Origin of the sequence: Arthrobacter sp. YAF34 (genome assembly GCF_052113245.1) — a bacterium.
In the GTDB taxonomy this organism is placed as follows: Bacteria; Actinomycetota; Actinomycetes; order Actinomycetales; family Micrococcaceae; genus Arthrobacter.
Map to the genome: position 1 here is coordinate 24401 of NZ_JBFRCV010000001.1, position 20943 is coordinate 45343.

A 20943-nucleotide genomic window follows, 5' to 3' on the forward strand; every position below is an offset into this window, starting at 1 on the left:
AATGGTGTCCGGAATCATTGCCGCGATTGGTGAACCGGCGTTGCTGGACGGGTTCCGGCTGGCCGGCGTCGTCGTCTTCACCGGTTCCACTGATGAGGAAATCCGCCGTGCGTGGACGGCGCTGCCCACAAGCACGGGAATCGTGATCCTCACGCCCCGTTCTGCACGGGTCCTGGAGCCGGACCTGGCGGATCCCCGCTCGCCCCTGACCGTAGTGCTCCCCTCATGACCGGGCTATCACCGGAATCCGACGCCGCCTTGGAGCCGGTGCGGAGTGCACTCCGCGCGGCGGCCGAACAGCAGGCCGCTGCGCTCAGAGGTCTTGCCAGCAGGCAAACTGAGACCCTGCTGGCTGCCGCCCGGACCGAAGCCGCCGCGATCCTCGCCGCAGCAACGAAGGAGGGCGAAGACGCGGCCCGCTCCGAGGCCTTACTGCGCTCAGCCCGGGCACGCCGCCAGGCACACGAGCTGGTCTTGGCGCAGCGCAGTTCCCTCCGGCTGGAACTGCACCGCCTGGTACGGGAAGCTGCGGCCGGACTCACGTCAGACCCCCGCTACCCGGAGTTGGTGACACGGCTGACGGAACAGTGCCGGCAGCTGCTCGGCACGGGTGCCGGCGTGTCAGAAAGCCCTGCGGGCGGCGTCGTCGCCGAGGCCGGTCCACGCCGCCTGGACCTTTCCCTGCCAGTACTGGCCGAGCTGACGCTGGACTCCATGCCCGCGGCGCGTGAGCTGTGGACCCACTAGCAGCCCGGAAGAACGGCACTGTGGTGCGCGTCAGCGGACCTCTAGTGGAGATTGAGGGCGCGGAAGGGCTGTCGATGCTTGAGCTGATCGCCGTGGGCCCCCGACGCATCAGCGCCGAAGCCGTCGCCATTGCCGGGAACCGGGCGACGCTACAGGCCTATGAATATACCGGCGGCCTTAAAGCCGGTGATCTGGCCACTCCCACTGGTGATGAGCTGGCGGGCCTCATGGGGCCGGGACTGCTCGGGCATGTGTTTGACGGGCTGATGCGGCCATTGTCGTCGGCGCCGATGTGGCTGACCCCCGAGCGGTCAGGATCCGCGGAAGACCCCACGGTCCGGGCCCGCGAATGGACCTTTCAGCCGGCGGCCGAGCCCGGCACCAATGTTTCTGCCGGCCATGTCTTGGGCACCATCCCGGATTCAGGGGCGGTGGAACACCGGGTCCTGGTGCCGGCAGGGGTGTCCGGCGAACTCAGCTGGCTGGCCCCGGAAAGCCGGGTCCACGTACTCGATACGGTTGCCGTGATCGGCGGCCACGAGGTGGCGCTGGCCGAACGCTGCCCGGTGCGCCGGCCGCGACCTTTCCAGTCCAGGCACTCCGGCACCGTGCCGCTTCATACCGGCCAGCGGGTCCTGGACCTGATGTTTCCGGTGGCGCGCGGGGCTGCGGCAGCGGTTCCGGGCGGCTTCGGAACGGGAAAGACACTGATGCTGCAGCAAATCGCCAAGTGGAGCGACGCCGATGTGATTGTCTATGTGGGCTGCGGGGAGCGGGGCAACGAGATGGCTGATGTCCTCGACGGGCTCTCGCAGCTCGAGGGCGGGCGCACCGGGGGAAGGCTGATCGAGCGCACGGTCATTATTGCCAACACGTCCAACATGCCGATGATGGCGCGTGAGGCGAGCATCTTCACCGGGATTACGGTCGCGGAATACTACCGGGACATGGGGTACGACGTCGTCGTGATCGCGGACTCAACCTCCCGGTGGGCCGAAGCCTTGCGCGAATTCGCCAACCGCAATGGTGACCTTCCAGCCGAGGAGGGTTACCCGGCGAATCTCGCATCCGAACTTGCCTCCTTCTACGAGCGGGCCGGCCGCGTGACAACGCTCGGAGGGACGACCGCCTCAGTGACTGTGGTCGGGGCTGTTTCGCCGCCCGGAGGCGACATGACGGAACCGGTAACCACGGACTCCCAGCGCTTCGTCCGCTCTCTATGGACCCTGGACCGGGACCTCGCCTATTCCCGGCATTATCCGGCGGTGAGCTGGACAGGCTCGTTCGCCCGCGACGCGGAAGCACTCGGAAGCTGGCATGCGGCCAACGGGGATCCGGGCTGGGCCGAGCGCCGGGCCCGGGCCTCCGCCCTGCTGGCGGAGTCAGACCGGTTGGCCGAACTGGCGGAGATCATCGGAACGTCGTCTCTGCCGGGCCACGAACGGATGGTGCTGCTCGGCGGTCGTCTGCTGCGCGAGGGCGTCCTGATGCAGAACGCGCTCAGCGCCAACGATGCTTTCTGTTCCGCGGAAAAAGGCGCCGCCCTCCTGGATCTGGTGCTCGGCGTCGTCGATTCGTGCCAAAGACTTGTGGCTGCGGGCGTGGCCGCCACCACCATCGAACAAGCCGACCTCGGTCCGGTGCTGCGCGCCCGGGAAGAAACGGGTCCCTCGGACGCGGCAGCTGTCAAAGCCCGCACCGACGAAGTGCTCAAGTCATTGGCGGCCCTGCAGTGAACGATGCAACAGTTACGGCTTCCGAGGAGCCTGGGTCCGTCCCGTCGTCCCAAGGCTTCGCCGCGCAGATCTCATACGGAGATGTGCGGGAGCTCCGCGGGCCGCTGCTCATTGCCGGCGGCATTGAGGGCGTCGGCTGGGACGAATTTGCCACCGTCGACATGGACGGGGGCGAGCGACGCCATGGCCTCGTCCTTGAAGTGGATCGGGACCTCGCGACGCTGCAGATCCTCGAAAGCACCGACGGCATGTCGCTGGGAGGAATCCGAATCCGCTTCCAGGGCCGTCCCCTTCACATCGAAGTGGGAACGGAATGGCTCGGCAGGGTCTGCAACGGGCGGGGGGAACCACTCGACGGCGGACCGCCGGTGACGGGTACGGCAAGCCTGCCTGTCAGCGGGTGGCCGCTGAACCCGGTCTACCGGCAACCCCCGCAGGAACCGGTCCTTACCGGCATCTCGGTCATCGATGCCTTGACCACGTTGGTCAGGGGACAGAAACTCCCCATCTTCTCCGTGCCTGGTCTGCCCCACCTGACGCTGGCGACCCAGGTCGCGGCCCAGGCGACGTCCGGCGGCCACTCATTCCGCGTGGTGTTCGCCGCCATGGGGCTGACCCACGCGGATATCGCGTATGTCCGAGACCGTCTTGAAGAACGCTCCGCCGCCGGAGAGCTGGTTCTCCTGCTCAACGCTGCCGACGATCCGGTCATTGAACGCATCCTCACGCCGCGAATCGCACTGACGATTGCCGAACACCTCGCCTACACCGAGGGCCACGACGTTCTGGTGGTCATGTCGGACATGACCAGCTACGCCGAAGCTGTCCGGGAAGTGTCCGCGGCCCGGCGGGAGATCCCGGCCCGGCGGGGCTACCCCGGATACCTCTATAGCGATCTCGCCTCCCTTTATGAGCGGTGCGGGAGGGTCAAGGGCCACGCTGGCTCCGTCACCATCATTCCGGTGCTGACGATGCCGGCCGGCGACATCACCCACCCGGTGCCGGACCTGACCGGCTACATCACGGAGGGGCAAATTGTCTTGGCGCCCGACATAGCGGCGCGCGGCATCTATCCACCCGTGGACGTCCTGTCCTCGCTGTCCCGTCTCATGCGCAGCGGCGCGGGCAAAGGCCGCACGCGGGAGGACCACCTTGACGTGGCCGCCCAGGTTCTTGCCGCCATGGCGCGCGCCCGGCAGGCGGCGGAGCTGGCGGAACTGGTGGGTGCGGCGGCGCTGAGCGAAACCGACCGCAGCTACATCCACTACCGGGAGCTGGTGGAAACGGGGCTCTTCAACCAAGGGCGCGACGAAACCAGGTCCCTGGACGACACCTTGGGCCGGGCGTGGGCGGCGCTGGGTGCGTTGCCGGAACAGGAACTGACGATGCTGTCGACCGCATTCCTGGAGCGGTATCTTCCCCATCAGGAAGGCCGGCCATGACCAGCGCGGGCCGTGCAGGCAGGGTCCGGGTGGAGCGCCGGCTGATGACAGCCCGTCACGGCGCCCGCCTGCTCGACCGGAAGCAGCACATCCTGGCGGACGAGCTGGAAAGGTTCCAGCTGCGGCTGGAACTGGGTCGTGCGGAGTGGGAAGAACTGGCCAAGGAAGCAGCGCTGTGGCTGCGGCGGGCGGCCGCTCTGGACGGCAGCAGGCGGATTGAGGCAGCGGCCCCGCTGGAGCCCGCCCGGGTCAGTGTGACGTGGGGCAGTGCCATGGGCGTGCTGTATCCGCAAGACCCCGAGTGCCGGCTCCCGCCGGTGCCACCCGCAGCGGGAAGCTCGGCCTTGGCCTACGCGGCTGTCGTTCATCGCAGCGCGCTCGAGGCCGGAGTCCGCTTCGCTGCGGTCCAGCGTGCGGAACTGCTGCTTTCTGTCGAACTCGCCGCGACCCGGACGCGGCAGCGGGCCGTGGAAAACCGCTGGATTCCCAGACTGGAAAATGAACTGCAGAGCATCCGGCGGCAGCTTGACGCGCAGGAACTTGAAGAGAGCCTGCGCCTACGCTGGGCCGCTGACCGGAACTCAAGGAATGCAGTCAGACTGGCGCAAGATTCCGACGGGAGGGGGATCCGATGAGCGACGTGATCCTGGTGGCGGTCAATGACTCCCGGGCAGCTTTCCGGGCAGCGGAAGTGGCCGTCGATTATGCACGCCGATTGGGCGCGAGCCTGCGGGTCGTGACGGTCGGGGACCCTGGGGCGCTTGACAGGCATCCCGGCGCCATCGACCCGGACGCCTTGGCGAGGCATGCGGACCTGGCGGCCGAGGCGGCCCTCCGCCATGTGGCCGCGCTCGGAGCTGCGGCAGGAGTGCAGGTGTCGCTCAGCCATCGCTCGGGCCGGGTTGCCGCCGAAATCCTGGCCGAGGCCCGTGAGGTCGGGGCGGCCCTGATTGTCGTGGCGTTGGTGGACCGTCCCGGCAGTGCAAGTCCCTACATCGGCAGCCACACGCTGCGCGTTTTGGAGTTCTCCGGCGTTCCCGTCATGGTGGTGCCCTTGGGCGACGGAAATTGAGCGCCAAGCCGTCTGTCCCCGCCGTCCGGCCCATGGCCTCCCGCGGTGGGGTCCTAGAAGGCTTCGAGCCGCCGGCGTAGTGACATGATGCCCACGCCGAGGCCGACGGCGGCCGTCAGCACCAGCACCGCCACGTCCCGGCCCAGGTTGTCGATCGACTGGTAAAAGATCGCGGCCTCCAGGGCATCCACCCCGTAGAAGGTCGGCGTGAAGTGCGCAAGGGTCTGAATCCACCCGGGCAGGAATGCCGCGACGCTGATTCCGCCGCTGAGGAAGAACAGGTAGATCGCCAGGTTGATACCGGCCGCCGACACCGGGGCGAACCGGCGGAAAGTGGCTCCAAGGGCGACCCCAACGCCGGCCGCCGCGAGCGCGATCAGCCCGATCACCGCCAGCGCCGGCAGCCAGTACCACCCCGCCGGGCGCAGGAAGCCGGACACCGCCGAGAGGAACAGCACCAGCAGGGCCACCACCATGGTCGTCACCCAGCACCCTAGGATCTTCCCGGCGATCAGGGCCCCGCGGCCGATCGGCGCCAGCAGCAGCGCCTTGATCGTCAGGTCCTCGAACTCCCGGGCGGTGGCCAGCCCGCCGTTGACGACACCCATGAGCGTGAGGAGCAGCACGAGGATGGGCACCAGCTCGAACTGCACGAGGTCAACGTCATGCGGCCTCAGATCGGATTCGGCGACGCCCACCCTGATCGGGTTGTCCGGCCCGCCCGCGTAAAAGCGCGTGATCGCCGCAGGCAGCGATCGGCGGAGATCGTTGGTGAAGTCCAGATTCAGATTGTTGATCCGGATCTGCACCGGGTCCGGCCGGTGCATCCGGTAGTCGTCGTCGAAGGCGGCGGGAATGGTGATCACGGCCGCGACCTGGAGGGTGTCGAGTAAGTGCGCCGCCTCGGCCGGGGTAGCGGTCCGGACACGGAATGCATCGGAGTCATTGAGGATTGAGACGAGGCGTTGTGCCTGCGGACCGTTGTCCTCGGCCACCACCGCCACCGGATTGCGGCCGGTTGCCCCCGCCACGACGAAGATGATCAGCAAGAAGGCGATGGGCGGCAGCAGGCTGACCGCGATCGCCGAGGGTGTGCGGACCCAGGTCACGATGTCTTTGGCCGCGATGGCAAGCACCGCCCGGAGCGATCCCATCAGTGCACCACGCCCCGGCGGCCGAGAACAAACGCGGTAAGGGTGACCGTCACGACCGTGAACCCGGCCAGGACTACCGCGTCGACGGCCAGGTCCTGGGTGGCCGTCTGGTAGCCCTGGAAGGCGTGCTGGAAGGCGGCAATCGCATAGGTGAGCGGGGACACGGCCGCGATCGCGCCGGGAATGTCGCCCAGCCAGTTCGCCGGCCCGAACGGACCGCTCAGGAAGAAAAGCGGCAGGACGCAGGCGATGGCGAGCGGGATCGCCTGCTGTCGCCGGCGGACCAGCGTCCCGACCAGCACCCCGAGGGCAAGAAAGGCCACAATCATCAGCAGGCCAAACCCGAGCACCTCCAGGGGGTGGAGCGGGTGCACCCCGATCAACAGGATCACGACCCCCAGCACCAGAAGTGCCGACGCCGTCGTGATGGCGGCTGCACCGAGAATTTTTCCCAGTCCGATCGCCAGCCGGCTCACCGGCGCCAGCGCCAATTCCTTGAAGGTTCCCAGCTCGTAATCCCGCGCGGCGTTGACGCTGCCCTGCAAGAGCGCGGCGAGCATCAGCCCGGCCACCACGATGCTGACGGCCAGGTAGGGAATGTAGCCCGTGTCATGCGCCTGGACGTCGGACTCGAGCGCCCTCACCACAACCTGGCCGGGGAACGCGCTGGCGTAGAAGGAGGTGATGGAGAGCGGCACCGCCCGCCGGATGTCGTTGGTGAAGTCCACGTTGAGGTTATTGACCTCGACCGGGATGTCCACTCGTCTCCCGGCGCTGAGCGCGGCATCAAAGTCTTGCGGTACCGTCACGACGGCGACGACGCCTCCCGCGCGGATCTCGTGCTCCGCGTCGGCCGCGGAGGCTGTGTGGATGATAAACGACTTCGAGTTGTTCATGGCCTGGACGAATTGGCTGGCCAGCGGTCCTTGGCTCTTCATCACCACCGCGATCGGCGCCTGGCCTCCGCTGATCGCGAAGAGAAGGAAAAGCAGCAAGAAGTTGATCGGGATGATCACGCCGGCTATCGCGAACAGCGGTTCCTGGAGCGTGAGGCGGATGTCCGCTGCCGCGACGGCCCTGACCACACGCAGGTTGTGCCGGAGGCTCATTCCCTCAGCTCCTTGCCTGTCAGGCTCAGGAAGACCTCGTCCAGGCTTGGCTCGCGGCTCTGGATCTCCTCGAGACTGGTGGATTGGACCACCGCCGTCACCACCTTGCCGGTGACGGCTGCGCCCCCCTCCACTGTCACCTTCAGTGATGCGTTGGTCGCGACGGCGGAGACCACGCCGGGCTGGGCGCGGATTTTTCGAACGACCTCCTCCGTGGGCGCAGGCCGGGTGCGCAACTCGAGTACGGTGTCACCAAAGCTGCGGCGTAAGTTCGACGGCGAGTCGAGCGCCACGAGGCTCCCGCGGTCGATGATGCCCAGCCGGTCGCAGAGGACGTTCGCCTCTTCGAGGTAGTTCGTGGTGATGAGAACGGTGGTCCCGTGCTCCTTCAGCTCGAGGATCCGGTCCCAGAGCGCCCGGCGGCTTTGCACATCGACCCCCAGGCCGGGCTCGTCGAAGTACAGCAGCTCGGGGTTGTGGAGCAGGGCCCGGACCAGGGCCAGGCGCCGCTTCATGCCACCGGAGAAGGTGGAGACGCGGCTTTTCCGCCGCTCCTCCAGCTGGGCGAGTTCGAGCAGGGACGTGATGCGCTGCTCAAGGCCCTTCCGGGGCACGTCGAAGAGGTCGGCGTGAAACCGGAGGTTGGCCTCTGCCGTGAGCTCCTCGTAGAGAGCGTTCTCCTGCGGCACTGTCCCCAGCGAGCGGCGGATCCTTTGAGGATCCTCAAGCATGTCGACGCCGAGGACACTTACCCTGCCGGAGGTGGGGCGGCTCAGGCCGCTGATCATGTTGATGGTGGTCGTCTTGCCGGACCCGTTGGGTCCGAGCAGGCCGAAGATCTCCCCGCGCTCGACCCGCAGACTAAGGTCGTCGATTGCGGTGAAGGAGCCGAATCGTTTGGTGACTTCTATGAGTTCGATGGCCGTTTCGGTCATGCCCTAACCTCCTTGGGCCACAGGCGTCGGGTCCCGCCGGCAGATTCATCGGCGGCACCACGGCTCCATGATGGGACCGGCCCCGACAAAACACAAGCGTTCGCGTTCTGCGCAGCGAAGCATCCGGCGGAACATTCTTTCGGGACGGTGAGTGGCCGCCTGCTGCCCACCGCCCGGCGTTGTACCGTGGACCTCGATGACTCTTTCGGAAGAATTTCTTACGGCATACGACCAGCAACTCCGGACAGATGCGGAGACCCCAAGTGCGATTGCCGTTGAACGGCTGGGGCCGCTACGTCTGGTCACCTTCGCGGGCGGCAGGGGCTTCGTGACTTATCAGGACCTCGGCGGGGCCGAGGCGCAGACGATCGCGCAATGGGTGGTTGATGCGCTCGCGTACTACCGCAACGATCCCGCCATTGTGCGGGTCGAGTGGAAGGCCCGCGGTCACGATCATGCGCCGGGACTGCATGAGGCGCTGCTCCGGAACGGTTTTACGCCCGACGACCCGGAATCGATCATGATCGGTCCAGCGACCGCGTTGAACGCCGATGTGCAGCTCCCGTCCGGCATCAGCTTGCGGAGGGTCACCGCAGAACAAGACATTCGCGCCATGAGCGCAATGCAGGACGAGGTTTTCGGCAATTCGGGTTCCGGCGGCAGCGCCGACGCTATCCTGCGCAGGGCGGCCCGCGACGACGGGATGGAACTGTGGGTCGCTGAACACCAGGGGACGATGGTGAGCGCGGGCCGCCTGGAGCCCGTGCCGGACACGGAATTCGCGGGTATCTGGGGCGGAGCCACGCGCGCGGAGTGGCGCGGCCAGGGTATTTACCGGGCTCTCACCGCGGCCCGGGCCCGAGCCGCGCTGATGCTGGGCAAGACCCTCATCCACAGCGACTCAACTGAGTACTCGCGGCCCATCCTGGAACGCTATGGATTGCTGCGCGTGTCAACAACTACCCCGTACTACTGGGGTCGCTGAGGCACCAGACATGGCGCCCGGCCGTAGGGCGGTGCTGTCGAGGCCTGCCGGGAAGTCTTTCCAGGTCCGCATAGGCGAGAACGCGATGGGGACCGCGGAGCCCCCGGCGAGCAGGGCCCAGATCCAGAGCACGGGCTGGACGCCGATCCAGGCGGCCATGGCGCCGCCGGCGAGGCTGGCCAGCGGCATGACACCGAGGATAAACAGCCTGTTGCTGGCCATGACGGTTCCGAGCTTGTGGGGCGGAGCGATGCGCGGGATGATGCCGGCGCCCGCTACGGAGATGGCCACAACCAGGAAAGCCCACCCCAACGCGGACGTGCCGAGCCAGAAGGCAGGGAAGCCCGGCAGGACCGCTGCGAGCGGGGTTAGCGCGACTACCGGAACACAGGCGACGCCGGCGAGGATCCGGGTCTTTCCGATGCCGAGCTGGCGGAGGATGGCCGGGGCGGCGAAGGAGGCCACAAGGCCGCCCAGGGCTGCGAAGCTGCCGAGCAGCGCGAAGACCGCGGGGCTGAGTCCCAGGACCGTGAGCGCGTAGACGGCTGTGGCGGCGCCGCCAAACATGGTTGCCGCGTTGAGGATCATCCCGGACAGGAAGAGACCGCGGAGTACCGGGTGGTGAACGGTGAGGGACAAACCCGCCCGTGCCGCGGGCCAGAAGCGCTCGTGCTCCCGGAGGGGCTTGACGTCCTCACTGACCTGGATGTTCGCGAGTGACAGGGCGGACATGACGTAGGAAAGCCCTGCCGTCACCAGTGCAAACGGTGCGGCGGCGGCGCTGAGCAGCGCCCCCGTCAGGGACGGGGAGCCGACGGCGACGGCACTGGCGGCCGATTGCAGCCGGGCATGGGCGTCACTGAGCCGTTCCCGGCCCACCACGGAGGGGACGAAGGCGCCCTGGGCGGTGGTGAAGACGACGTCGGCGATGCTGATCAGTGCCGCGCAGACCAGCAGATGCCCGATTGTCATCGCGCCGGCCATGAAGGCGGCAGGAACGCTGAGGACCACCAGGGCCCGGAACACGTCCGCGCCGACCAGCAGCCGCCGCCGGGGGAGCCGGTCCACCCAGACCCCGACCGGCAGGCCCAGGACGAGGAACGCGCTCATGCCCAGCGCATTGAGGATCCCCACCTCCAAGGAGCCGGCCCCAAGCATCGAGACGGCAACGATCGGGATCAGGACGCGGCTGGCTTCGTCTCCGATGCCCTCGAACGCACTGGCAATCCACAGCTTCCGGAAGGCGATGAGCCGCAGGAGCGGTGTGGCGGGCGGCCGGGTTCCGACTGATACGAGCGGTTGTAAGGTCACGCCTGACAAAATGTCAGGATTTGCCTGACAAGTCAACTATGCTGGATAGATCGAGCCGATCACTTGCAGGGAGAATGAGTGGACCACGAACCGCCGCTGGCCGGGCCGCTGCTGTGCAGCTTCTGCGCGAGATCGGCCGGCGCCTCGGGACGTCTCGTGGCTGGGCCGGGCGTTGCCATTTGCCGGGACTGTGCCGAGGCATCCATGAAGCTGTTCGGCGGAACGGATGCCTCACCGGCGGAGGCCCCCTGGGCGCGGATGACGGATGAAGAACTGCTGGCCCACCTGCCGGAGATCGCCGCCGTCGCAGCCCAGGTTGAAGAGCGGTTGAGCGCCTGGGTCGAGACCGCGCGGCAACGACGCCTCAGTTGGGCGCGCATCGGCGCGTCGCTGGGCATGACCCGGCAGTCGGCGTGGGAGCGCTTTCAGCCCCGCACTGAATAACCGGACCCGGCGGGTCAGTTGGCGCATTGCCGTCGGCGTCGCCACCGGTGAAAGATACTCGACCTCCCGTCGCTGACACGTCTTCCTCAAGTAGATCGTTCGCTGCGCATGAGCCGGACGTCCAGAGGTGGCTGGCATGCTTGTCCCATGGAGGACGAGGTTGGTGCCGGGCAGTCGCAACCTCGCCCGTCTGCCTATCGGACCGGGCGGATGGAGGCCTTCAGCGACGGCGTGTTCGCCATCGCGATAACGCTCCTCATTTTGGAGATCTCGGTCCCGGCCGGCTCGAACGAGAACCTCGTCGGCGCGCTGGTTGACCTGTGGCCGTCGTACTTGGCCTATTTGGTCAGCTTCTCGACGATTGGGGCGGTCTGGTTTGCCCACACGGTCATCACCGAATACCTCGACCATGCCGACTCGGTGTTCGTGCGGCTGAACCTCTTACTGCTCCTGGTGGTGTCGTTCCTGCCGTTCCCGACGAAGTTGCTGGCCGAATTCATCCACGAGCCCGGCCCTGAGCGGATCGCGGCGACCGTCTACGGCATCAACCTGCTCCTGTCGATGATCATGATCTCGGTCACCTGGCGATACGCGGTCCGCGCGCATCTCGTGCGCCCGGATCTGGCTGATGAGGACGTGAAGACCCTCACCAAACGGCTCACACCCACGCTCGGCGTGTATGTCGCAATGATCCTGATGGGGCTGGTCCAACCGGTCGTCGCCGTGTTCGGCTACCTGGCACTCGCCCTGTTCATCCTCCTGCCGTTCAGCGCCATCCGGCGCCGGCCCCGTTCAACTTGACCGGCGGGGTAGGCAGAATCGCGGGCTTCGCATTCAAGTTTCCTGCAGATGTCCTGCGGCCGCCACGGCAGGCTGAGCGTCGGTTCATCCCATGGGGGTGATGTCGTCCTCCGCTTTCGAGGGTTACGTTGATGTCGAGCCGCAGCGACCGGCCGTGGTCGCGCCACTCGCCACACAATCACCGCAACCAGATGGAGACATGGCCATGGCCGAAGAAGAAACCCCGATCCTGGACGCCCTCGCCGACCTCACCGCGGTATCGGTTGAACGCTCGGCCCTTGAGCCTCGCGAGTTGATGCTGGCCCGGATCGCTGCCCTCGCCGCCGTCGACGCCCCGGCCGCGTCCTACTTTTTCAATGCCAGTACCGCGATGGATGTCGGCATCACCAGTGAGGACATCCAAGGCATCCTGATCGCTGTTGCCCCCATTGTCGGCACCCCCCGAATCGTCGCGGCAACCGGCAACCTCGCCAGCGCGCTGGGCTTCGCCCTCGAATTGACCGAGGCTATGGCCGAGGCGGAGTCGGAGTCGGAGGGCTAACCCGTCCGGTCCACGGCGCAGTGCCGCGCGCGCTCGTTGGGACCGACCTGCACAGGCGTCTCCTGTCCACGCGTACCCCGGCTCGATATGACGGGGTACGCGTGGTTTGAAGCCAGGTGACTAGGACAGGTTCGGACGGCCCCGGTAGGTAGATATTTCTGGCCCACCTCGTGATTCACCGGGCACCCTGGCAACCCCCAGAACTCAACGGTCCGCTCCGGGCTGGTGCCTCGGCCGACTGCAAGCGGGCTGTCGCACCCGGACCGGGCGGTACGCACACCGGTCGTCGGTAGGTCCAACTCTTGCCCCGACAGGCACGCACCGGGAGTGCCAAAAAGTCATTGGTTCGGCGAAGAACCCTGGCAGGCAGCCGCGCCGGGGATGCCCTGGCTAGGTTGGCTCGGTGAGGAGCTTTCTGATCTCGGCGAGCTTGGCTTCGGACTCGTCGAGGCGCAGCCGGAGTCCTTCGACCGTCGCGCTGGTGGCGGCCGCGTCGACGGACGGTGCGGGTTCCTTCTTCCGGGGAGCCAGGAAGAAGTTGGCCAGGTAGCCGGTGAAGGTGCCGAAGATGCCGACGCCGATGACGATGATGCCTGACCCGAGCATTCGGCCGGCGCCGGTGACCGGATATTGGTCACCGTAGCCAACGGTCGAGATTGTGACGATCGTGTACCAGATGGCGTCCGAAGCGGTTCTGATGTTGGCCCCCGGGGCGTACTGCTCGATGCGGAGCATCATGAGGCTCCCGAATTCCAGCACGAAAATGCCCATGAGCAGCAGGACGTACAGGGAGCTGCCGGCCCGGTCTTTGCTCAGCGTGCGGCCGACCGTGCGGATGCCGACGTCGCGGAGCAGCCGGTACACCCGGATCAGCCGGAAGACGCGCAGGAACTTCAGTTGCGCGAGGGGCAGGCTGGCCAACAGGTCGGCCCAGCCGAAGTGCTTGAAGAAATAGGTGCCCGCCGATGGCACGGTGGCGATCCGGTAGAGGAAGTCTGCGAGGAAGACCACGCTGAAAAGGGCGTTCATCACCTCGAGCACGGTGGCGAGCGACTGCTCCTGCGCGGCATACGCGAGCACGAGATTGACGATCGACAAGATCGAAAGGATACCGATGAAGATCTCGTATCCGATGCTCTTCAGTTCACTGCGTTCCTTGGTCATGTGTGGATTCTGGCACGTCAGCAGCTGCCCAGCCGACACTTTTCGCCCGGTCTCCCGCCTCCGGGGAACGCTTTCAGCCCCCGAGGTGAATAAACGGACCCGCAGCGTCTGCTGGCCCTCCGCTGCTGGCAGGGCCGCCCCCGCTGCCTAGAAGGCTTCGGGTGAGGGCGGCCCCGTCGGCCATGAGGTCATCCACTGCCCTCCCCAGATGGTTGTCCGCGACCGGGACGCCGTCCAATGCGGCGGCCACGACTGCCCGGCGGACGAGTTCGCGCGCGAACGAGGCGGTAGTGCCTGCGGTGCGGGCTGCGGCGTCCTCAACCGAAGCGGGCCCGAAAGGGATGCCGCGAGCATACAGTCTGATCAGCGAGACGCGCTCCGCCTGGGCAGGCAGAGGAATATCGACGGCCAGGTCCACCCGTCCAGGCCGCTGTGCGAGGGCGCGTTCGAGCATGTCTACCCGGTTGGTGGTGAGGACGAAGGCCACGTCGGCGTCGTTGGCCAAGCCGTCCATGGCATCGAGCACTTCGAAGAGCAACGGCTGAGGTCCGTGACCGAAGCTCCGGTCTTCGGCGATGAGATCGCAGTCCTCAAGAACGACGATCGACGGCTGCAGGGCCCGGGCCATCGCGGCCGCTTCCGAGACCCTGGCGAGCGATCCCCCCGAAAGAAGGATCGCTGTGACTCCTTCGCTCCGGCTTAACAAGTACCGCACCGTGTGGGTCTTGCCGGTCCCCGGCCTGCCATAGAGCAGGACGCCGCGTTTGAGGTGCTGGCCGTACTTGGTGAGAGACTCCCGGTGCTCGGCGATTCCTAAGACGTGGTCCGATACTTTCTCCAAGAGACCCGCGGGCAAGATGACATCGGACGCCGCAAGTGCCGGCCGGGTATGAAACGTCACCCCGGCCGCGCTGGGACCGTACTCGCCCATCACGAGCGAAATAACCTGTCCCTTGAGCACACTGCGGTGTTGCATTCGGCGGCGGAACTCCGCGAGGAAGCGTGCGGCCTTGTCTGTGGCGCCGGCCAGGACTTCAAGGGATGCGCTCTGGCGGCCATACCGGGGATTGGCGTCCCGCTGCAGCACCGCGACTGGGCTGCTTCCATGGCTGAACAGCCACAGTCCCAGTGCCACGGCCTGCCTTTGTTCGTCCGGGCCGACAGCGAGGTTGGCGTAGTCCGGCTGGGACAGGGGGAATTGCGGATATATCTGGGACTGCTGCAACATGTCGCTCAGCGAATGATGGTGGCGTTGGTCTCCGCCGCCGATGCCCACGAGTCGGAACTCCGGATCTTCTGCCGCGAGCTCGGCCATAAGGATGTCTGCGTCCACGAACCGGTGCGGCGGAATCTGCTCCACCACCACGGACACTGATTCCGCCGGGACCGCCAAATGGTCGGTGAGCGTGGTCAGTAGTTGCGTTCCCGCTTGCACCCGGTGCTGCCCGGACTGTGCAAGCTCCACCAACCGCGCGAAATTGTCGATGAACTTCCCCAAATTCTCATCCATGCGCAGACCCTACCAGTGCGTGGCTGTGCGCCGCCTGCTATCGTCATGCCAGAGGGCACACCCGGCGCGGCGCATGACGTCGTAGAGGGTCGGTGGACCAGGTCGTGGGCCACCATCCGGGCATGTCTTGAGAGGTTCGGCAGGCACCGCTTCCTTGGGAGGACCCCATGACCGAAGACTCGACGACGCCGCCCGCGCCACCTCGGGGTGCGACGGCTGAGCACGCCCGGCTGGCCGAGGCCACGGGTGCGGCAGAAGATGTCCTGTTCGAGGCGAACCCCTGGTACGAGTGGGGGCCATACCTGTCGGAACGGGCCTGGGGCACGGTTCGGGAGGACTACAGCGACAACGGCGACGCGTGGGAGTATTTTCCCCATGATCATGCCCGGTCCCGTGCGTTCCGGTGGAACGAGGACGGCATGGCGGGGCTGTCCGACGTTCACCATGACCTGTGCCTGGGGTTGGCGCTGTGGAACGGGGCCGACCCGATCCTGAAGGAGCGGATGTTCGGGCTGACTGGTCCCCAGGGCAATCACGGGGAGGACGTCAAGGAGTATTGGTGGTACCCGGATGCGCTGCCCAGCCATGCCTGGCTGCGGTGGCGGTATCACTACCCGCAGGCAGCGTTTCCGTATCAGCAGCTGGTTGAGGAGAACGCCCGTCGTTCCCGGGACGAACCCGAGTTCGAGTTGCTGGATACCGGTGTCTTTGACGGGGGCCGGTACTGGTCCGTGGATGTCGCGTACGCGAAGGCCTCGCCCACCGAGGTCCTTGCCCGGATCACCATGGAGAACCATTCGTCCGAGGAAGCGGCGCTTTCGGTGCTGCCCACCTTGTGGTTCCGCAACACGTGGCGGGTCTCGGGCGGCGAGGCGCCGTCATTGTTCCTCGACGGGGACGGGGTCGCCGTCGAGCACCCGCGGCTTTCCGGCTACCGGCTCGAAGCCGCTCCCACCAAGGAGGGAGTGCGGCCGCAGCCGTTGTTCTGCGACAACGAAACGAACACGGCCCGACTGTTCGGTGCCGCTCCGGTCACCGCCTACCCCAAGGACGGCATCAACGATCACGTGGTCTCCGGCGCGGGCACCGTGAATCCGCAACATCAGGGCACCAAGGCAGCCTGGTGGTATCAGGTGACCGTCCCCGGCGGAGGGCGGGTCGAGCTGCGCCTGCGGCTGCACCGGCCGGCCCCCGAGCAAACCGCACCCCCCGCCCGATGGTTCGACTCCTATTTCGATGGCGTCATGACTGACCGGGAGCGGGAAGCGGACGAGTTCTACGCGGCGATCGCCCCCGCCGAGATCGGTGCCGAGCCGATGCAGGTGATGCGCCAGTCCTGCGCGGGGCTGATCTGGAGCAAGCAGATGTACCCGTACCGGGTCAACGTGTGGTTGGATGGCGACCCCAACCAACCGACACCACCGGCCGGGCATCGCAACGGCAGGAACACGGGCTGGCGGCACCTGGACTCCTTCGATGTGCTCGCCATGCCCGACCCGTGGGAATACCCGTGGTTCGCGGCGTGGGATCTGGCGTTTCACGCGGTCACCTGGGCGCACTTGGATCCCGCGTTCGCCAAATACCAGCTGTTGGTCCTCCTTCGCGAGTGGTTCCAGCATCCGAACGGTGCGCTCCCGTCTTATGAGTGGAGCTTCGACGATGTCAATCCGCCCGTCCATGCGCTGGCCGCCATCCGGGTGTTCGTCATCGACGGCGGCACCGACCTGCACTTCCTGAAACGGGTGTTCAACAAGCTGCTGCTGAATTTCACCTGGTGGCTCAACCGGCAGGACCCCGACGGAAACAACCTGTTCGGCGGCGGCTTTTTGGGTTTGGACAACATCAGCCCCATCGACCGCTCGCACCTGCCCCCCGGCTTCAGGCTGGACCAGGCCGACGGCACCGCGTGGATGGCGTACTATTCCGTGGCTATGCTCACCCTGGCCACCAAGCTCGCCGAACATGACGACGTCTATGAGGACATGGTGGTGAAATTCCTGGAACAGACCGTGCTGATCATGGACGCGCTGGAGGATTCAGGCTGCTACGACACCGAGGACGGCTTCTTCTACGACCGGCTCACCGACCCCTCCGGGATCAGCGTCTCGATCAAGGTGCAGACCCTCGTCGGGTTGATCCCGGCACTGCCCGCGGTCGCGCTCCCTACCCAGGACACAGACCGGAACCGCCGGCTGCGGAAGCGGTTCGCCAGCCGGCTGGAACAGACCGAGCGGCACGAGATCCTCGATTGGCAGGTCCGGGGCGACGGGGAGTCCCGGCGGACGTTGCTGTCGGTGCTCCCCATGGACAAGCTTGCCCGGTTGCTCGGCACCCTGTTCGACGAGGACGCATTCCTTTCTCCGCGCGGGCTGCGATCGCTGTCCAAACGCCACAACACGCCCTACACGGTTCCGGGGCTGCCCGCCGCGGCAATCCAGTACGAACCAGCCGAATCGCGGACCGCCATGTACGGCGGCAATTCCAACTGGCGGGGGCCGGTGTGGCTGCCGGTCAACTACCTCATCATCCGCGCACTGCTGCAGTACGACCAGTTCTTCGGTCCCGAGTTCACCGTCGAATACCCCACCCGCTCCGGTCACTACCTGACCCTGCGCGAGATAGCGAGTGACCTCACCGATCGCCTGGTGAGTATCTGGCTCCCCGGGCCGGACGGACGCAGACCGGTCTATGGTGGCGTGGAGCTGTTGCAGAACGATCCCGCGTGGAAGGCCAACCTGTTGTTCTACGAGTATTTCCATGGCGACAACGGGGCTGGCCTGGGCGCCATGCACCAGACAGGGTGGACCGCTTTGGTCGCGGACCTCCTCCTCGACCCGCCCCGCAACAGCGACCGGATGGTATTCCCGGGCAACCCGAACCCAACTGCCGCGACAGGACCGCCGGAAGCCGAACCGGGAACTCCTGTCCAGCAAGACTAAGGTTCCAGCCCTTGGCCGGAGAGGCCTGACCGACGAAGGAGGAGCTGTGATGGATGAGATGGCAGCGGCGGACCGGCCACCTGGCCTGCCGCCCCGGGCGGTCCACCCTTTTATCTACGAGATCAACACATGGCCATGGCTCGAATCAATCAGCGCCAAAGAAGGAAAACCGATCGACCTGGGCTCGGTTCCGCAACGGTACTGGGATGAGATTGCCGGCCTGGGCGTCGATACGGTCTGGTTGATGGGGGTGTGGCGGCGCAGCCCCGCCGGAATCGCGATCGCACTGGCAAATCCAGCCCTGCGGTCCGATTTCCAGGCCGCTCTTCCCGATTGGCGTGCCGAGGACGTCGTCGGGTCGCCGTACTGCGTCAGGGACTACGTGGTCGATGACCACCTGGGTGGCCCTGCCGGTCTTGCCGCCGCCCGGGGGACCCTGGCCGCGCGGGGTCTCCGGCTGATCCTGGACTTCGTACCCAACCATGTGGCCCCTGATCATCCGTGGACCACGGAGGCACCCGAGCTCTTCGTGTCGGGAACCGCCGCGGATCGGGACCGGGATCCGTCGTCCTTCGTCGAGGTGGGCGGCCGGGTGCTCGCCAACGGGCGGGACCCCTACTTCCCGGCGTGGCCGGATGTCGTGCAGCTCAACGCCTTCGACCCCACACTGCGATCGGCGGCGGTGGAGACGGTGCGATCGATTGCCGATCAGTGCGACGGCGTGCGTTGCGACATGGCGATGCTGGTGATGAACGACGTTTTCGCCCGCACCTGGGGCGCCCGGGTCGGTCCTGCACCAGGCACAGAGTACTGGCCAACTGTGATCGCCGCCGTCCGTGAAACCCACCCCGGTTTCGTGTTCCTCGCCGAAGCCTATTGGGATCTTGAGTGGTCCCTGATGCAGCAGGGCTTTGACTACTGCTACGACAAGCGACTGTATGACCGCCTTGTTCGCGGGAGTGCCGACGAGGTGCGGCTCCACCTGCTGGCGGAGCCCGCGTATCAGGACGCCCTGGTCCGGTTCGTGGAGAATCACGACGAACCAAGGGCCCCGGCGGTGTTCGGAGCCGGCCGTTCACAGGTCGCGGCCGTAACGGCACTGACCCAGACCGGGGCACGGCTTGTTCACCACGGCCAGCTGTTGGGATGGCGGGTACACCTTCCGGTGTTCCTCGGTCGCTTCCCCGCCGAGCCGCCCGATGACCAGCTCGCGGCGTTCTACCACCGGCTCTTGGCGGCTGTCGCCGACCCGACGTTTCGGGACGGCCACTGGCAATTGTGTGAACGGGCGGGGTGGCCGGGCAATAGCAGCTTCGAAAACCTCGTCGCCTGGAGCTGGGACGGCGCCACCCGCTGGCTGATCGTCGTGAACCTGAGCGATGCGCCCGCAGCAGGTCACGTGAAGGCACCGTGGCCGGACGTGCGTGGACACAGGTGGCAGCTGACCGACCCTACCCGGGACACGAGTTTCGACCGCGCCGGTGACGATCTCTTCGACGGGCTGTTCGTCGGACTCGACGCATGGCAGTGGCATTTGCTCCGCCTCGACCCATCGCCAGAACGTGCGATCAGCCCGAGTGCTGCAACGAGGCCATAGGGAGCGCACGTATGCACGCCATTGACGCGTTGCGTGCGGGCAACGTGACGCGTTGTGTGCGATGTAATATGACTTATTGCCAATTGGGGGAAGAGGTTTGGGGTGAAACCCGAGGAACAGCGATCAGGCTGCGCAACCGCGGAGGCACTCCAGGATCTCGTGGTGGCCAGCGCGGACTTGGGTGAATTTCTTGACGAGCTGACCCGGCTGGCAGCCGGAGGGCTTTCCCGGGCCGACCGGCCCGTGGTCTGCTCCGTCAGGGTAGCGAGGCCCAGGAAGCCCACGCGGACCGGCGCCGGCAGCCCGCATGTCCTGGCGCTGGCGCAGATGCAGAGCCGGGACGGCGACGGGCCCGCCATCACGGCCATGGGCGAGGCGCGCACGGTTTACATCAGGGACCTGACGCAGGGGAACCAGTGGCCCGAATTCGGCAAAACGGCCGCCGCCGGGGGATACCTCGCCGTCCTCTGCATCCCGGTTGCTCTGGACGGTGAAAGCGAGAGCGACAGCCGCGCCGCCTTCAGCTTCTACGCCGGACGCCGCTCCGGATTTACGGCCAGCGACATCGTCTCCGCGGAAAACATTGCCCGGAAAGTCTCGGGGCCCCTGCGCCTGTCCCTGCGCATTGACCAGCTGCAGGGGGCCTGCGACGACCTCGCGAACGCCATGCAATCACGGTCAGTGATTGACATGGCAATCGGTGTCATCATGGCGCAGAACAGGTGTCGCCCGGATGAGGCACTCAGCGTCCTCCGCAAGGCCTCCAACGCGCGGAACACCAAGGTCCGCGATGTTGCGACGTCCATTGTTGCCTCAATCGCCGGCACAACGGATATTGGTACCCGCTTCGAATCGTAGGCGTTGCCCCGGTTGGCCGGCGCCGTCAGGGGCGCGCCGCGAGGATCTGTTCGCGCAGGATGTCCGCGTGGCCGCAATGTTGGGCGAGCTCCCTGAGCATGTGCAGGTAGACCCACCGCAGCGGCAGCGGTCCGCGCCGGTTTCCCCTGACGAGGTCGTCAAGATCGAGGGAAGCGGCCCGCCGTCGTGATTCCTCGCAGGCCCGGCCGTGGGCGGCCTGCAGGCCCGCGATGGTGTCGTCCTCTACGAGGATGAACGATTCGTCCGGGGTGGCCGGGATGCCGATCTCCTGCCGGGTCCGGCACGTGATGGCCTCATCGAACCAGACCCTCTCAACAAAGGTGGCGTGCTTGAGCAGTCCCAGGAGGGTGGTCCGGGAGGGTACCAGCGATGCCCGGGCTTCCTCCTCTGACAGTCCGTCCAGGCAGTCGTGCAGGGCCGCCCGGTGTTCATCGAGGAAGGCATCGAACTGGGTCCGCAGGTCCGCGGCGAAGATGTCAGCGTCCTTGCTGGGAAATGGGCTCATGGCCCAACATCCTATTGGTGGGGAGGCCCGATCCGGAAGCCCGGACCGGACCTCCGGAAGGTCCTGTGCCTG

General features: G+C 66.5%; 20 protein-coding genes. 13 read left to right on the top strand and 7 right to left on the bottom strand.

Features of this window, described 5'->3' with window-relative positions; genetic code table 11:
* Position 1 precedes the first annotated feature (1 nt).
* The 6 genes from AB4Y72_RS00140 to AB4Y72_RS00165 are packed head-to-tail and all read left to right on the top strand — an operon-like array spanning position 2 to position 4997.
* Positions 2–229: a V-type ATP synthase subunit F gene (locus AB4Y72_RS00140; RefSeq protein WP_441424153.1), complete on the top strand. Its 228-nt coding sequence runs from the start codon at positions 2–4 to the stop codon at positions 227–229.
* Positions 226–747, top strand: coding sequence for a hypothetical protein (locus tag AB4Y72_RS00145; RefSeq protein WP_441424154.1), 522 nt, complete (start codon positions 226–228; stop codon positions 745–747). The genes AB4Y72_RS00140 and AB4Y72_RS00145 overlap by 4 nt, the downstream gene beginning before the upstream one ends.
* Positions 735–2483, top strand: coding sequence for a V-type ATP synthase subunit A (locus tag AB4Y72_RS00150; RefSeq protein ID WP_441424155.1), 1749 nt, complete (start codon positions 735–737; stop codon positions 2481–2483). Before AB4Y72_RS00145 ends, AB4Y72_RS00150 begins: the two co-directional genes overlap by 13 nt.
* Complete coding sequence (locus AB4Y72_RS00155; RefSeq protein WP_441424156.1) at positions 2480–3925, top strand: V-type ATP synthase subunit B; 1446 nt, start codon at positions 2480–2482, stop codon at positions 3923–3925. The genes AB4Y72_RS00150 and AB4Y72_RS00155 overlap by 4 nt, the downstream gene beginning before the upstream one ends.
* Positions 3922–4560 carry a V-type ATP synthase subunit D gene (locus AB4Y72_RS00160; protein WP_441424157.1) on the top strand — a complete coding sequence of 213 codons (639 nt, stop codon included), beginning with the start codon at positions 3922–3924 and terminating at the stop codon, positions 4558–4560. The genes AB4Y72_RS00155 and AB4Y72_RS00160 overlap by 4 nt, the downstream gene beginning before the upstream one ends.
* Positions 4557–4997, top strand: a complete 441-nt coding sequence (locus AB4Y72_RS00165) for a universal stress protein (RefSeq protein ID WP_441424158.1) — start codon at positions 4557–4559, stop codon at positions 4995–4997. The genes AB4Y72_RS00160 and AB4Y72_RS00165 overlap by 4 nt, the downstream gene beginning before the upstream one ends.
* Before the next feature lie 53 nt (positions 4998–5050).
* On the opposite strand, the gene AB4Y72_RS00170 is transcribed toward AB4Y72_RS00165, so the two are convergent.
* Genes AB4Y72_RS00170 through AB4Y72_RS00180 form a run of 3 tightly spaced genes read right to left on the bottom strand, consistent with a single transcriptional unit; the run spans position 5051 to position 8195 of the window.
* Positions 5051–6151: an ABC transporter permease gene (locus AB4Y72_RS00170; protein WP_441424159.1), complete on the bottom strand. Its 1101-nt coding sequence runs from the start codon at positions 6149–6151 to the stop codon at positions 5051–5053.
* A complete protein-coding gene (locus AB4Y72_RS00175; protein ID WP_441424160.1) occupies positions 6151–7260 on the bottom strand; it encodes an ABC transporter permease in 1110 nt (369 codons plus the stop codon). Before AB4Y72_RS00175 ends, AB4Y72_RS00170 begins: the two co-directional genes overlap by 1 nt.
* Complete coding sequence (locus AB4Y72_RS00180) at positions 7257–8195, bottom strand: ATP-binding cassette domain-containing protein (protein ID WP_441424161.1); 939 nt, start codon at positions 8193–8195, stop codon at positions 7257–7259. Before AB4Y72_RS00180 ends, AB4Y72_RS00175 begins: the two co-directional genes overlap by 4 nt.
* Before the next feature lie 196 nt (positions 8196–8391).
* Here AB4Y72_RS00180 and AB4Y72_RS00185 point away from each other — a divergent pair, with 196 nt between their 5' ends.
* Complete coding sequence (locus tag AB4Y72_RS00185) at positions 8392–9180, top strand: GNAT family N-acetyltransferase (protein WP_441424162.1); 789 nt, start codon at positions 8392–8394, stop codon at positions 9178–9180.
* On the opposite strand, the gene AB4Y72_RS00190 is transcribed toward AB4Y72_RS00185, so the two are convergent.
* Positions 9148–10491, bottom strand: a complete 1344-nt coding sequence (locus tag AB4Y72_RS00190) for an MFS transporter (RefSeq protein ID WP_441424163.1) — start codon at positions 10489–10491, stop codon at positions 9148–9150. The two genes, AB4Y72_RS00185 and AB4Y72_RS00190, sit on opposite strands and share 33 nt — an antisense overlap.
* 78 nt (positions 10492–10569) lie before the next feature.
* Between AB4Y72_RS00190 and AB4Y72_RS00195 the strand changes: the two genes are divergently transcribed.
* From AB4Y72_RS00195 to AB4Y72_RS00205, 3 genes are all read left to right on the top strand, one after another.
* The gene (locus AB4Y72_RS00195; RefSeq protein WP_441424164.1) at positions 10570–10935 is read left to right on the top strand and encodes a ClpX C4-type zinc finger protein; all 366 of its coding nucleotides are present in this window, start codon (positions 10570–10572) and stop codon (positions 10933–10935) included.
* Between the two features lie 147 nt (positions 10936–11082).
* Positions 11083–11736: a TMEM175 family protein gene (locus AB4Y72_RS00200; protein ID WP_441424165.1), complete on the top strand. Its 654-nt coding sequence runs from the start codon at positions 11083–11085 to the stop codon at positions 11734–11736.
* Between the two features lie 205 nt (positions 11737–11941).
* Positions 11942–12277 (top strand): carboxymuconolactone decarboxylase family protein, encoded by a 336-nt coding sequence (locus AB4Y72_RS00205; protein ID WP_441424166.1) that lies wholly within the window; start codon positions 11942–11944, stop codon positions 12275–12277.
* A gap of 390 nt (positions 12278–12667) precedes the next feature.
* On the opposite strand, the gene AB4Y72_RS00210 is transcribed toward AB4Y72_RS00205, so the two are convergent.
* On the bottom strand, positions 12668–13441 hold the full coding sequence (locus AB4Y72_RS00210; protein WP_441424167.1) for an ion transporter: 774 nt from the start codon (positions 13439–13441) through the stop codon (positions 12668–12670).
* 73 nt (positions 13442–13514) lie between these two features.
* Complete coding sequence (locus AB4Y72_RS00215) at positions 13515–14951, bottom strand: AAA family ATPase (protein ID WP_441424168.1); 1437 nt, start codon at positions 14949–14951, stop codon at positions 13515–13517.
* A gap of 167 nt (positions 14952–15118) precedes the next feature.
* Between AB4Y72_RS00215 and AB4Y72_RS00220 the strand changes: the two genes are divergently transcribed.
* The 3 genes from AB4Y72_RS00220 (at position 15119) to AB4Y72_RS00230 (ending at position 20345) form a co-directional block, all read left to right on the top strand.
* Positions 15119–17890, top strand: coding sequence for an MGH1-like glycoside hydrolase domain-containing protein (locus AB4Y72_RS00220; RefSeq protein ID WP_441424169.1), 2772 nt, complete (start codon positions 15119–15121; stop codon positions 17888–17890).
* Between the two features lie 49 nt (positions 17891–17939).
* Entirely contained in the window at positions 17940–19487 is a 1548-nt protein-coding gene (locus AB4Y72_RS00225; protein WP_441424170.1) for an alpha-amylase family glycosyl hydrolase, read from the top strand.
* A 102-nt stretch (positions 19488–19589) separates the two neighbouring features.
* On the top strand, positions 19590–20345 hold the full coding sequence (locus tag AB4Y72_RS00230; RefSeq protein ID WP_441424171.1) for a GAF and ANTAR domain-containing protein: 756 nt from the start codon (positions 19590–19592) through the stop codon (positions 20343–20345).
* A 25-nt stretch (positions 20346–20370) separates the two neighbouring features.
* Here AB4Y72_RS00230 and AB4Y72_RS00235 read toward each other — a convergent pair whose 3' ends face one another.
* The gene (locus AB4Y72_RS00235; protein WP_441424172.1) at positions 20371–20871 is read right to left on the bottom strand and encodes a DinB family protein; all 501 of its coding nucleotides are present in this window, start codon (positions 20869–20871) and stop codon (positions 20371–20373) included.
* Positions 20872–20943 lie beyond the last annotated feature (72 nt).

Excerpts from the sequence above, each read along its gene's own strand:
- AB4Y72_RS00140 (WP_441424153.1), top strand. The coding sequence starts at position 2 with ATGGTGTCCGGAATCATTGCCGCGATTGGTGAACCGGCGTTGCTGGAC.
- AB4Y72_RS00145 (WP_441424154.1), top strand. The coding sequence starts at position 226 with ATGACCGGGCTATCACCGGAATCCGACGCCGCCTTGGAGCCGGTGCGG.
- AB4Y72_RS00160 (WP_441424157.1), top strand. The coding sequence starts at position 3,922 with ATGACCAGCGCGGGCCGTGCAGGCAGGGTCCGGGTGGAGCGCCGGCTG.
- AB4Y72_RS00165 (WP_441424158.1), top strand. The coding sequence starts at position 4,557 with ATGAGCGACGTGATCCTGGTGGCGGTCAATGACTCCCGGGCAGCTTTC.
- AB4Y72_RS00170 (WP_441424159.1), bottom strand. The coding sequence starts at position 6,151 with ATGGGATCGCTCCGGGCGGTGCTTGCCATCGCGGCCAAAGACATCGTG.
- AB4Y72_RS00175 (WP_441424160.1), bottom strand. The coding sequence starts at position 7,260 with ATGAGCCTCCGGCACAACCTGCGTGTGGTCAGGGCCGTCGCGGCAGCG.
- AB4Y72_RS00180 (WP_441424161.1), bottom strand. The coding sequence starts at position 8,195 with ATGACCGAAACGGCCATCGAACTCATAGAAGTCACCAAACGATTCGGC.
- AB4Y72_RS00185 (WP_441424162.1), top strand. The coding sequence starts at position 8,392 with ATGACTCTTTCGGAAGAATTTCTTACGGCATACGACCAGCAACTCCGG.
- AB4Y72_RS00200 (WP_441424165.1), top strand. The coding sequence starts at position 11,083 with ATGGAGGACGAGGTTGGTGCCGGGCAGTCGCAACCTCGCCCGTCTGCC.
- AB4Y72_RS00205 (WP_441424166.1), top strand. The coding sequence starts at position 11,942 with ATGGCCGAAGAAGAAACCCCGATCCTGGACGCCCTCGCCGACCTCACC.
- AB4Y72_RS00210 (WP_441424167.1), bottom strand. The coding sequence starts at position 13,441 with ATGACCAAGGAACGCAGTGAACTGAAGAGCATCGGATACGAGATCTTC.
- AB4Y72_RS00215 (WP_441424168.1), bottom strand. The coding sequence starts at position 14,951 with ATGGATGAGAATTTGGGGAAGTTCATCGACAATTTCGCGCGGTTGGTG.
- AB4Y72_RS00220 (WP_441424169.1), top strand. The coding sequence starts at position 15,119 with ATGACCGAAGACTCGACGACGCCGCCCGCGCCACCTCGGGGTGCGACG.
- AB4Y72_RS00225 (WP_441424170.1), top strand. The coding sequence starts at position 17,940 with ATGGATGAGATGGCAGCGGCGGACCGGCCACCTGGCCTGCCGCCCCGG.
- AB4Y72_RS00235 (WP_441424172.1), bottom strand. The coding sequence starts at position 20,871 with ATGAGCCCATTTCCCAGCAAGGACGCTGACATCTTCGCCGCGGACCTG.